At 69.1% G+C, this 11,082-nt stretch carries 10 protein-coding genes, 1 pseudogene and 1 riboswitch; of the genes and pseudogenes, 6 read left to right on the forward strand and 5 right to left on the reverse strand.

Annotation, left to right across the window (positions count from 1 at the left end; translation table 11 throughout):
* Positions 1-164: 164 nt before the first annotated feature.
* Complete coding sequence (locus GFD32_RS02745) at positions 165-665, forward strand: porin family protein (protein ID WP_163575037.1); 501 nt, start codon at positions 165-167, stop codon at positions 663-665.
* A 127-nt stretch (positions 666-792) separates the two neighbouring features.
* On the opposite strand, the gene GFD32_RS02750 is transcribed toward GFD32_RS02745, so the two are convergent.
* The 4 genes from GFD32_RS02750 to GFD32_RS02765 form a co-directional block, all read right to left on the reverse strand.
* Positions 793-2,019 (reverse strand): Card1-like endonuclease domain-containing protein, encoded by a 1,227-nt coding sequence (locus GFD32_RS02750; protein WP_163575038.1) that lies wholly within the window; start codon positions 2,017-2,019, stop codon positions 793-795.
* Positions 2,020-2,167: 148 nt separating this feature from the next.
* Positions 2,168-4,057 carry a phosphomethylpyrimidine synthase ThiC gene (gene thiC, locus GFD32_RS02755; RefSeq protein ID WP_163575039.1) on the reverse strand — a complete coding sequence of 630 codons (1,890 nt, stop codon included), beginning with the start codon at positions 4,055-4,057 and terminating at the stop codon, positions 2,168-2,170.
* Between the two features lie 39 nt (positions 4,058-4,096).
* A complete protein-coding gene (gene tenA / locus GFD32_RS02760; protein WP_163575040.1) occupies positions 4,097-4,765 on the reverse strand; it encodes a thiaminase II in 669 nt (222 codons plus the stop codon).
* A gap of 78 nt (positions 4,766-4,843) precedes the next feature.
* A riboswitch (TPP riboswitch) is annotated at positions 4,844-4,965 on the reverse strand.
* A 63-nt stretch (positions 4,966-5,028) separates the two neighbouring features.
* Complete coding sequence (locus GFD32_RS02765; protein WP_163575041.1) at positions 5,029-5,769, reverse strand: CDP-alcohol phosphatidyltransferase family protein; 741 nt, start codon at positions 5,767-5,769, stop codon at positions 5,029-5,031.
* Between the two features lie 86 nt (positions 5,770-5,855).
* Between GFD32_RS02765 and GFD32_RS02770 the strand changes: the two genes are divergently transcribed.
* The 5 genes and pseudogenes from GFD32_RS02770 to GFD32_RS19910 form a co-directional block, all read left to right on the forward strand.
* Entirely contained in the window at positions 5,856-6,833 is a 978-nt protein-coding gene (locus GFD32_RS02770) for a zinc-dependent alcohol dehydrogenase (RefSeq protein WP_163575042.1), read from the forward strand.
* A gap of 28 nt (positions 6,834-6,861) precedes the next feature.
* Positions 6,862-7,260 (forward strand): 6-pyruvoyl trahydropterin synthase family protein, encoded by a 399-nt coding sequence (locus GFD32_RS02775; protein ID WP_163575043.1) that lies wholly within the window; start codon positions 6,862-6,864, stop codon positions 7,258-7,260.
* Positions 7,257-8,351, forward strand: a complete 1,095-nt coding sequence (locus GFD32_RS19900) for a glycosyltransferase family 4 protein (protein WP_163575044.1) — start codon at positions 7,257-7,259, stop codon at positions 8,349-8,351. The genes GFD32_RS02775 and GFD32_RS19900 overlap by 4 nt, the downstream gene beginning before the upstream one ends.
* Complete coding sequence (locus GFD32_RS19905; RefSeq protein ID WP_163575045.1) at positions 8,351-9,223, forward strand: class I SAM-dependent methyltransferase; 873 nt, start codon at positions 8,351-8,353, stop codon at positions 9,221-9,223. The genes GFD32_RS19900 and GFD32_RS19905 overlap by 1 nt, the downstream gene beginning before the upstream one ends.
* Positions 9,109-10,116, forward strand: a pseudogene (locus tag GFD32_RS19910) (lysylphosphatidylglycerol synthase transmembrane domain-containing protein); the annotation flags it as partial. The gene GFD32_RS19905 and the pseudogene GFD32_RS19910, both read left to right, overlap by 115 nt.
* 54 nt (positions 10,117-10,170) lie before the next feature.
* Here GFD32_RS19910 and GFD32_RS02795 read toward each other — a convergent pair.
* Positions 10,171-11,037, reverse strand: a complete 867-nt coding sequence (locus GFD32_RS02795; RefSeq protein ID WP_320416206.1) for a RibD family protein — start codon at positions 11,035-11,037, stop codon at positions 10,171-10,173.
* Positions 11,038-11,082: the final 45 nt, after the last annotated feature.

Below are 11,082 nucleotides of genomic sequence, written 5' to 3' on the forward strand. Positions count from 1 at the left end.
ATGACCGCTCGGCCGGGGTGCTGCCGATGGGTTGCGCTCGATCAAGCCTGGCACGGAGAACGGCATTGGTCCAAATGTCCACCGAACCGGCTTGCCAAGCCGCGGACACTGAGCCAAACTATTCAAGGCATGGGGAAACACTGTTTCCTAACTGGAGGTGAAGTATGAAAACCTTTTTCGTTTCAGCCGTTTCCAGCGTGCTTCTCACAGGTCTGATGGTTTCCGCCGCGCAGGCTCAGCAGCCTGGTCAGCCACGTGGCTACATAGGCGGTGACGCCATGTTCTGGGAGCTCGACGCCGACGGCGGCTCCGATCGAGACGACATCGGCCTGCGCGTCAACGGCGGCATGCAGTTTAACGACTACTTCGCCGTGGAAGGTCACCTGGGAACCGGTGGCTCCGACGGGCCCGCCGAACTCGACTATCTGGTGGGTGCCTACGCCAAGGGCATCGTCCCGGTAGGACCGGAGTTTCGTCTCTTCGGCCTAGCCGGTTTCACCGAGGTCGATTTCGACGCCGACAGCAAGAGCGACTTCTCCTACGGCGCCGGTGCCGAGTTCGATGTCGCTCCCAATCTGGCGGTCGGTGCCGACTACATGCGCTATCTCGACAAGTCCAACTATACCTTCGATGCGGCGAGCGTCGGCCTGCGCTACCGCTTCTGACTGCCTCTCTTCTTGGCGTTGCAGGGTTCGCCCTGCAACGCGCTTCTCAGCGCGGCTCGCCGATCACGCTCAGTGCCTGGGGCGTTGTCTGAAAACTCGGCGAGCGCAGCCAGCTTTCGGACGAGGCTTAGGGCCAGCAGCCGGTTTCCAGCCACTGCACCAGGCGAATCGGCAGCCGCTTGAGCTCGTTGCCTTCCATCACCGTGGCGCCGAGCCGGTTGGCGCGCTGACGAGCGGTGTCCAGGGGACCGGCGCTGACCAGCAGCCGCGTGCCCGCCAGCCCGGCGGTATGGTCGGTGAGTGCGTAGAGGTCGTGCAGGGCATTGCACGGGCCGCCCGAAGGCCGGGCGGGGAAGGGTGGGCAGGCGATCATCAGCAGCTGGTTATGGTGCAGGGCCAGGCCATCGAGCACGGTGGGGGCGTCGTTGTGACGGCCGCTGAGGTCGAGCAGGTGAGCGCCGCAGTGCGCCTCCATGCCGGCATCCTGGGCGCACAGCCAGACGTACTCGGCCAGCCACTGGCCACCCAGATAGCGGGCGCTGGCCAAGGAGGGAAACCGCAAGCGTCGCGGTGCCCGACTCGACCACTCCAGCAGTCCGGCTTCGGTCAGCCGGTTAAGGGCATCCGTTTCCGGAAAGGCGGGCGGCAGGCTCAGCCGCTGACGCTGGGCGTCGGGGTCGAGTGTCGGGCCTTGGGTCGCATGCTCGACGATGACCGGTTTGCCGCTATCGCCGCGCACGAGCGCGGCCAGTTCGGCGAGCAGCTCGCCCAGGCGGTCGGCATGGTGGGCCAGGTAGCGGGTCACGGAGCGCCGTGCCCGGGCAGCGTCACGCCAGGCGGCATGGTCCGAGCAGGCCTGGGTACGCTTGTAGCCGTTGGCCAGCAGGTAGAGGTCGCAGTCGAGCAGCGGCTCGATGGCCAGGGTCTCGAACGCCTGCGGATCTTGCCCCGTACCCAGCCGATAGAGGGCCCCGGCGGTCAGGTCGACATCGATACCGTCGGCTTGGCAGCACTGCAGCGCGTGTTGAAAGAGCAATGCCATGAGGCGCGGGGCATCGCCCAGGTGATAGCTGATGGTCAGGTTCGGGGTGGTGGCCTGAAGGCGACGGAGGTCGTTGGCCAAGCGGTTGGCGAAGGCGTGAATGAGCTGCGGGTCATGCGACGGCAGGTCGTCGATCAGGCGCTGCTCGGTGCCGGCAGGCAGCTCATGGCCAAGCAGGACCTCGAGTCGTTCCGCCACCGGCCGTCGTTCCTGGGTGGCGACCAGCAGCACCCGTTGGGGGCGCAGCTGAAGAAGGGGGATCAGGGTGATCTCGGGACGCTCGCTCACCAGGGCGACATGCAGGTGGGGCACGGCCTTGCTCCTTTCGTCCGCTCGGAATGCGCACACCAATAGCCTCAGGCTACAACCGACGATGCGGCCCTGTCGCCCCCTTCCGATGCGCGATGACGAAAACGCCGGTCGGCCGACCGGCGTCGCTGAGTCGCGGCAATGGCGGGCGTCACACTTCCTTGTACAGCTCCGCACCCTGCTGACGGAACTTCTCGGCCTGCTCCTCCATGCCCTTCATCACCGCTTCCCGGTCGCCGTCGAGGCCCTTGTCCCGGGCGTAGTCGCGCACTTCCTGGCTGATCTTCATCGAGCAGAACTTGGGCCCGCACATGGAGCAGAAGTGGGCCACCTTGGCCGAGTCCTTGGGCAGGGTCTCGTCGTGGTATTCGCGAGCGGTGTCCGGGTCCAGGCCGAGATTGAACTGATCCTCCCAGCGGAACTCGAAGCGCGCCTTGGACAGCGCATTGTCGCGGCGCTGGGCGGCCGGGTGGCCCTTGGCGAGATCCGCCGCGTGGGCGGCGATCTTGTAGGTGATGATGCCGGTCTTGACGTCGTCCTTGTTGGGTAGCCCCAGGTGTTCCTTGGGCGTGACGTAGCACAGCATGGCGCAGCCGTACCAGCCGATCATCGCCGCACCAATGCCCGAGGTGATGTGGTCGTAGCCGGGGGCGATGTCGGTGACCAGCGGGCCGAGCGTATAGAACGGCGCCTCGTCGCAGTACTCGAGCTGCTTGTCCATGTTCTCCTTGACCAGGTGCATGGGCACGTGGCCGGGGCCCTCGATCATCACCTGGACGTCGTGCTTCCAGGCGCTGTGGGTCAGCTCGCCCAGGGTCTTGAGCTCGGCCATCTGCGCCTCGTCGTTGGCGTCGGCTACCGAGCCGGGGCGCAGGCCGTCACCCAGCGAGAAGGCCACGTCGTACTGCTTGCAGATCTCGCAGATCTCCTCGAAGTGGGTGTAGAGGAAGCTTTCCTGGTGGTGGTAGAGGCACCACTTGGCCATGATCGAGCCGCCGCGGGAGACGATGCCGGTGACGCGCTTGGCGGTCAGCGGCACATAGCGCAGCAGCACGCCGGCGTGAATGGTGAAGTAGTCCACGCCCTGCTCGGCCTGCTCGATCAGGGTGTCGCGGAACACCTCCCAGGTGAGGTCCTCAGCCACGCCCTTGACCTTCTCCAGCGCCTGGTAGATCGGCACCGTACCGATGGGAACCGGGGCGTTGCGGATGATCCACTCGCGGGTCTCGTGGATGTTCTGCCCGGTGGAGAGGTCCATGATGGTGTCGGCCCCCCAGCGGATGCCCCAGGTCATCTTGTCGACCTCCTCCTCGATGGAGGAGGTCACCGCCGAGTTGCCGAGGTTGCCGTTGATCTTCACCAGGAAGTTGCGGCCGATGATCATCGGCTCGGACTCCGGGTGGTTGATGTTGCAGGGGATGATCGCCCGGCCCTCGGCCACCTCCCGGCGCACGAATTCCGGGGTGATCTCTTCCGGCAGCTGGGCGCCGAAGCCCTGGCCGGGGTGCTGGTGACCGAGGATGCGCTCCACCTCCTCGGATCCGAGGGCCTGCCTGCGTTGATTTTCCCGGATGGCGATGAACTCCATCTCCGGGGTGACGATGCCCTGGCGGGCGTAGTGCAGCTGGGTGACGTTCTTCCCGGCCTTGGCGCGGCGCGGGGTGCGGGTCAGGTCGAAACGCAGCGGGGCCAGCGTCGGGTCATTGGCGCGGCGCTGGCCGTACTCGCTGGTGGGGCCGTCGAGGAACTCGGTGTCGCCGCGCTCCTCGATCCAGGCGCGGCGCAGCTCGGGAAGGCCGCGGCGCAGGTCATTGGCGGTCTCAGGGTCGGTGTAGGGCCCGGAGGTATCGTAGACCAGCAGTGGTGGATTCTGCTCGTCGGCGCCGGAGGTCTTGGTCGGCGACAGCGATATCTCGCGGAAGGGGACGCGGATGTCGGGGCGTGAGCCTTCGACGTAGACCTTGCGCGAGCCGGGCAGGGCCTGGATGGCGGCCTCGTCGACCTGAGCGGTTTCGGCGAGAAAGTGGGCAGTCTTGCTCATGGTGGGCTCTCGTGGTTCGGTGGCGTTGTCAGGGAGGCGTCAGAGGCTGCGATCCAGCCCCATTTGCCAGAAGTCGATCTCGAGGCGCGTGGCGTCGCGGAATACCGTGCACAGCTCCTCGAAGCGGGCCGGGCTCGCCTCGGCCAGACGGGCGTCGAGCCACTCCAGCTCGGCGCGCATGGCGCTCTGGAATTCGTCGCTCTCGTACATGGCGATCCAGGCGTCAAAGGGGTTGGCGTTGCCGCGTACCGTGGAGGGTTGCTCGTTCAGCCAATTGGCGATCTCGCCGTAACCCACCACGCAGGGCGCGAGCGCCACGTGCAGGTCGAGCAGGTCGCCGCGGCTACCGGCATCCAGCACGTAGCGGGTATAGGCGAGCGTGGCGCGGGCCTCGGGCAAGGCCTGCAGTTTCTCTTCGCTGATACCCCACTCGCGGCAGTAGCTCACGTGCAGGTCGAGCTCCACGTCGAGAATCGCTTTGAGGCCCTCATGTGCCTGGCGAAGGTCGGCGAGCGTGCGGCTCTTGTAGGCAGCCAGCGCATAGGCGCGGGCGAAGTGGATCAGGAACAGGTAGTCCTGCTGCAGGTAATGGCGAAAGGCGTCTTCGTCGAGGGTGGCCGTACCCAGGGCACGCACGAAGTCGTGCTCGAGGTAGGCACGCCAGTCGCTCTGGCAGGCAGCGGTCAGATCGCTGAAGCGGTAACCCATCTTGCCTCCGGTCAGGGGTCGGGATCCGGAGGTTCGGGCAGAGGAAAACGGAGAGGGGCTGCACCGGGAAGAAGCCTGCGTGGCCCATCGCCTGATTCCCTACGCCGGTGCCAACCGGATCAGGTTCTACGGGACCAGCGCTGCGTTCTCACGAACCTGCGCCATCTCAGCCGGATTCACCGGCACCCCGTCAAGCGTCGTTGGCAGTGTAGCAAGACGTGGAGGCAATGCCAGCCCTGACGTCGCCGGGTGGGAAGGGACGTTCACCTGGCGTTGCGGCGCAGCCAGACGATGTCCACCGCGAAGGAGACCGTCAGCCCAAGTAGCGCGGTGGCCGCCAGGTAGCCGGCCAGTGTGGAAGGTATCGGTGGCAGCAGGGCGAGCAGCAGTGCCGCTACCTGCCACACGCAAATCGCCTTGCGCCGGCGGCTTGCCGGCAGTTCGGCGGCCAGCCACGGCCAACGCCAGCCGGCCAGCACGAAGGCATAGCGCATGACACCGATGGCCAGCACCCAGGCGCCCAGCTTGCCGACCGCCAGCAGGGCCAGGCACAGCACCAGGATGAAGGCGGCGTCGAGCTCCATGTCGAAGCGCGCGCCGAAGGCGCTGGCCGTGCCGGTACGGCGCGCTACCCAGCCGTCGATGCCGTCGAGCAGCAGGGCGGTGCCGCTAGCGGTGGCGAAAAGCCAGGCGTGGCGAGCGATCAGGTCCGGTTCGGCCAGGCAGCCGGCAAGCACCGCCACCAGCACGCCGCGTGCCAGGGTGATGCGATTGGCCCAGCCCAGCCCCCCGGAATGGCGGTGGAACCGACCCACCAGGGTGGCCAGCAGGGCGTAGCTGGCGACGGCCAGCCCCAGAGTGGCGGGAGAGGTGCCGAGCCCGAAGCCCAGGCCGCCGCCCAGGACCAGCACGCCCGCCAGCCCCAGCAGCAGCTCGGCGAGCGTGGATGGCCGGTGCTGGGTCGGTGGCGCTTTGTCGCTATGCTGACGAAACAGCAGGAACATCACGGACTCCAAGCGAGTCTATATTGTGCATAACGTGGAGGCTGTACCATTATTGTAGAAGATGAATGACCCCTCAGGATGACATCATGACCCAATCCACCGCCTTCTGGATCCTCTCTCCCGGCCATGGTGCCCTGCGCGAGGAGCGGTTGCCCGAGCCGGGGCCGGGTGAGGTGCGCGTGGGCACGCGCTTCGGCGCCGTCAGCCGCGGAACCGAAGCGCTGGTGTTCCGCGGCGAGGTGCCGGAAAGCGAATTCGCGCGCATGCGTGCTCCCTTTCAGGCTGGCGATTTTCCCGGCCCGGTCAAGTACGGCTATGTCAGCGTGGGCGTGGTGGAGGCCGGCGAAGCCGAGCTGGTAGGCCGTGAGGTGTTCTGCCTGCACCCCCACCAGGACCGCTACGTGGTGCCCGCCGAGGCGGTGTTGCCGCTTCCCGAGGGCGTGCCGGCGGCGCGCGCGGTGCTCACCGCCAACCTGGAGACCGCTATCAATGCCGTCTGGGATGGCACGCCGGGGCCGGGGGATCGCATCGCGGTGGTCGGCGCCGGCGTGGTGGGGGCACTGGTGGCCTGGCTATGTGCCGCCATCCCCGGCACGCGGGTGGAACTGATCGACGTGGCGACGCAACGGGTCGAGCTGGCGCGGCGGCTGGGGGTCGGTTTCGCCTCCCCCGAGCGCGCCGCGCCGGACTGCGATCGCGTCTTCCATGCCAGTGGCAACCCTGCGGGGCTGCGTCTGGCCCTGGAGCTCGCCGGTCTCGAGGCGCGAGTGGTGGAGCTGAGCTGGTACGGCGAGCGCGAGGCCAGCTTGCCGTTGGGCCAGGCCTTCCACTCCCGGCGTCTTCAACTGATATCCAGCCAGGTGGGGCGGCTGCCTGCCGAGCGCGCGGCGCGCTGGGATCATCGACGCCGCCTGGCGCTGGCTCTGGAACTGCTGACCGATGTCCGCCTCGACGCCCTGATCAGCGGCGAAAGCGATTTCCGCGACCTGCCGGAGCTGATGCCCGAGCTCGTTGCCGGCGACGGCGAAGTGCTCTGCCATCGCCTGCGCTACCCACAGGATTGAGCGCAACCCACCTGGACAGGAGAGCCGCATGTACAGCCTCACCGTTCGCGACCACTTCATGATCGCCCACAGCTTCCGCGGCGAGGTCTTCGGGCCGGCCCAGCGCACCCACGGTGCCACCTATGTGGTTGACGCCACTTTCCAGCGCCGTGAGCTCGATGCCGACGACCTGGTGGTCGACATCGGCCTGGCCGGTGCCGCCCTGAAGCGAGTGCTGGGGGCCTTCGATTTGCGCAATCTCGACGAACTCGATGCCTTCCACGGACGCAATACCACCACCGAGTTCCTGGCCCGTCGCGTCTTCGACGACTTGGCCAAGGCCATCGCCGACGGCGAGCTGGGCCCGGGCGCCGAGGGCCTCGAAGCGCTGCGCGTCACGCTCCATGAATCGCACATTGCCTGGGCCAGCTACGAGGAGGCGCTGTGAGCCGTCCCGAGCTGCAGTTGATCGTCGCCGGGGACCCCGGTCAGCTCACCGGCGGCTATCTCTTTGACGCGCGCATCGTCGACGCGCTGCGCGCGCGCGGCTGGAAGGTGACAGTGACAGGCCTGGCCGGACGCTTTCCCGATCCCGACGACGATGCCCGGCGCAGTCTGGATGCGGCGCTGGCCGGCCTACCCGATGGCGCTCGCGTCGTGATCGACGGCCTGGCCCTGGGCGGGTTACCCGAGCAGGTGGCGCCGCACGCGGGGCGTCTCGATATCACTGCTTTGGTGCACCACCCGCTGGCCGATGAGAGCGGCTTGGATGCGGCCTGTCGCGAGCGCCTTTTCGACAGCGAACGGCGCGCGCTGGCGCGGGTGAGCCGGGTGATCGTCACCAGTGCCCATACCGCACGCGGTCTGTCGCGCTACGGGGTGAGCGCCGACCGGGTACGGGTGGTCGAGCCGGGAGTCGAGCCGACACCGCTGGCAGCTTCGGCCCGGGCGGAGGCGACCGATACGGGCGGTAGGCGGCTGCTGTGCGTGGCCACCCTGACGCCGCGCAAGGGGCATGACCGCCTGCTCGAGGCGCTGGCCGGGCTCACCGACCGCGACTGGCATCTCGACCTGGTGGGCAGCCCGGCGCGTGACCCGGCCTGGGCGCAGCGGCTGTTCGCTGCCGCTCGGCAGTACCGGCTCGCCGGGCGGGTGACCTGGCATGGCGAGCTCGATGGCCAGCGGCTCGACGAACTCTGGCAGGCGGCCGATCTCGGCGTGCTGGCGTCGCGCTACGAGGGGTTCGGCATGGTGGTCAGCGAGGCGTTGGCGCGTGGCCTTCCGGTGATCGCCACCACCGGCGGGGCATTGGTCGACACCCTGCCGCCCGAGGCGGGGCTCGCCGTACCGCCCGGCGACGCGACGGCCCTGCGGAAGGCCCTGGCTCGCTGGCTCGACGAACCGACGCTGCGCCGCCGCCTGCGTGACGGGGCCCGGGCGGCACGCCAGCGGCTAACCGACTGGCCCACCGCCGGGGCGAGATTTGCCGCCGCACTGGGCGAACGGCCCGTGCTGAACACCGCTGTGGAGAGCCCATGATGAACGCCAGCGTTGATGACGCCCATTTTTCGGCCGACTGGCTGGCGCGCCGCGAATGCCTCGATGCCCGCTCGCGCAGCCGCTGCATCACCGGTCTTGCCGCCGATTGGCTGGCGGCGCGCCCCGGCGTGCACAGGCTGGTCGACCTGGGCGCGGGCAGCGGCAGCAATCTGCGTTTTCTGGCGCCGCGACTGCCCGGGCCGCAGCGCTGGCGGCTGGTCGATCACGACGGCGAGCTGCTGGCACGTGCCCGCCGAACCCGCCAGCTCGATGCTCATGGCGAACGCGTGGCGGTAAGCCTCGAGCGCCGCAATCTGGCCCCGGTGGACGATGCACTGTTGGACGATGCCGACCTGGTGGTGGCCTCGGCGCTGTGCGACCTGGTTTCTCGAAGCTGGGCGGAAGGCCTGGTCGATGGCTGCGCGGCACGCGGCCAGGGGTTGCTCATCACGCTCACGGTGGATGGCGATTGGGCCTTTCTCGACGCCAGCGGCGAGCGCGTCGATAGCGACGAGGACATTGCCGTGCGCGCTTTGGTTCAGGCCCACCAGCGGCGCGACAAGGGGCTGGGACCCGCGCTGGGCGGCCAGGCGCCGGCGGTGCTTGCCGAGCGGCTCGAGGCGGCGGGCTACCGGGTGACGAGCGTCTATTCCCCCTGGTTCGTGCCACGTGGGGAACGGGCCACCCTAGCCGTTGCCGAGGCGCTGGTCGCCGGCTGGTACGCCGCCGCCCTGGAGCAGTCGCCCCCGGAGGGCATATGGCTGGCTCGCTGGCATGCTGGGCGCCGGGCCCAGCTCGCCGCGGGCGAGCTGGGCCTGACGGTGGGCCACCGCGACCTCTTCGCCACGCCGGGCACGGGGGCGACGGCGTGACGACCGCACCGCTCTTCCGCGTGCTGGGCAGCCTGGGGCTGCTGGCGGCCCTCGTGCTGTGGCTCGGCCCGCGTGAGCTCTTCGCCTCGGTGGAGCGTCTCGCTCCCGGCTGGGTATGGCTGGGACTGGTGCTGACGCTGCCTCAGGTGGCGCTCTGCGCCTGGCGCTGGCGGCTCACCGCGCGACTGCTGGGCTTGCCGCTGGGCTGGCGGCGGGCCCTGCACGACTACTACCTGGCGCTGTTTCTCAATCAGGTGCTGCCCGGCGGGGTGATGGGCGATGCCGCTCGCGCCTGGCGCCATGCCGACGCCAGCGGGCAGCGCGGCGGTGCCTGGCGGGCGGTGGTCATCGAACGTGCCTCGGGGCAGCTGGCCATGCTGCTGTTCACCTTGGGCGTGTTGCTCGCCTCACCGCTATGGCATGGCATGCTGGCGCGAGCCTTCCAGGCCGTTGTGCGGCCTCTGGTAGCGGTTTCGCCGGGCACTTTGGTGCTGAGCCTGCTAGCGCTTGCCCTTGGCTGTGTCGTGACGGTGGGGGGCGTTCGGCGGCTCTATCGGCGGCCGCCCCGGTTGCTGACGGGGCTGGCCGGCGATCTGCGGCGCAGCCTGCTCGCCGCGTCGGCCTGGCCGCGCCAGCTTGCCGGCTCGCTGCTGGTGGTGGCGAGCTATGCCTTGGTGTTCGTCTGTGCGGCGCGCGCCATCGGCGTGACGCTGCCTCTCGGTACGCTGCTGGCTCTGGCGCCGCCGGTGCTCATCGCCATGCTGGTGCCGGTGGCGGTGGCCGGCTGGGGCGTGCGCGAGGGCGCCGCGGCGCTGGTGTGGGCGGCAGTGGGGCTGCCTCCGGCTCAGGGCGTTGCCGTCTCGGCGACCTACGGCATCCTGGTGCTGGTGGCCAGCCTGCCGGGTGCGCTCTGCCTGCTGGTCGATCTGGCGCGGCGTCGCCACAGCTCAGGGCGCGGCAGCGGTGGAGTGGCGCAGGGCGAGGTCGAAAAGCGTGTCGCTGCCGCAGGCGAAGGTGCGCATCATGGGGCGACGCGCCTCGGCCAGCGTGTCGATGGGCGCGAGAGTCAGGCCGGGGCGGCCGGAGCCGATCAGCAGCGGCGCCACCAGCAGGTGCAGGCGGTCGAGCACGTCGGCCTGGAGAAAGCGCGACACCGTGAGTCCACCGCCCTCCACCAGCACCCGCGTCAGCCCGCGCGAGGCCAGCAGATCGAGCACGTCGGCCGGGGGGAAGCCGCCATCGTCGAGTGGCAGGGCGAGGCGGGTCACGTGGTCGGCCTGAGCGTCCGGCCGGACGACCCCTTCACCGATCAAATGCAGCGTGGGTGCGGTGGCGTCGTTCAGCAGGTGCCGTTCGGCGGGCACCCGGCCGTGCGGGTCGAGGAGCACCCGCACCGGGTGGCGGCCGGTCACGTGGCGCACGGTGAGCCGGGGGTCGTCGGCGGCCGCGGTGCCCGCGCCCACCACCACGGCGTCGACCAGGGCGCGCAGACGGTGCAGATGGACCCGGCTTTCGCGACCGTTGACGTAGTGGGAGTGACCGCTCTCGGTGGCGATGCGCCCGTCCAGGCTCTGGCCGAGCTGAGCGATGGCCAGAGGCCCGCGATGGGCTGCCACCGGGGCCAGGCTATCGAGCAATGCGCGCGCCGCCGCGTTCACCGGCGTCGTGGCCTGCCAGCCGCCTGCCGCCGTGAAACGCACGACGCGGTCATCCGTGGCCGTGCCGTGGGCTTCTCGCTGCAACTGATCCCAGGCCGTGGCGAGATCGAGTTCAGAGGCGGGGTCGCGCATGCTGGCTCCGTCGTGGAATGTCATCGAGCAGGATGCGTCGAACGCCGCGACTTCACAAGCGGCAGAGGG

Origin of the sequence: Halomonas faecis (assembly GCF_010993975.1) — a bacterium.
Taxonomy (GTDB): Bacteria; Pseudomonadota; Gammaproteobacteria; order Pseudomonadales; family Halomonadaceae; genus Halomonas; species Halomonas faecis.

Bases quoted from the DNA above. Each gene is read 5' to 3' on its own strand.
- GFD32_RS02745 (WP_163575037.1), top strand. From the start codon at position 165: ATGAAAACCTTTTTCGTTTCAGCCGTTTCCAGCGTGCTTCTCACAGGT.
- thiC (WP_163575039.1), bottom strand. From the start codon at position 4,057: ATGAGCAAGACTGCCCACTTTCTCGCCGAAACCGCTCAGGTCGACGAG.
- tenA (WP_163575040.1), bottom strand. From the start codon at position 4,765: ATGGGTTACCGCTTCAGCGATCTGACCGCTGCCTGCCAGAGCGACTGG.
- GFD32_RS02765 (WP_163575041.1), bottom strand. From the start codon at position 5,769: ATGTTCCTGCTGTTTCGTCAGCATAGCGACAAAGCGCCACCGACCCAG.
- GFD32_RS02770 (WP_163575042.1), top strand. From the start codon at position 5,856: ATGACCCAATCCACCGCCTTCTGGATCCTCTCTCCCGGCCATGGTGCC.
- GFD32_RS02775 (WP_163575043.1), top strand. From the start codon at position 6,862: ATGTACAGCCTCACCGTTCGCGACCACTTCATGATCGCCCACAGCTTC.
- GFD32_RS19905 (WP_163575045.1), top strand. From the start codon at position 8,351: ATGAACGCCAGCGTTGATGACGCCCATTTTTCGGCCGACTGGCTGGCG.
- GFD32_RS02795 (WP_320416206.1), bottom strand. From the start codon at position 11,037: ATGACATTCCACGACGGAGCCAGCATGCGCGACCCCGCCTCTGAACTC.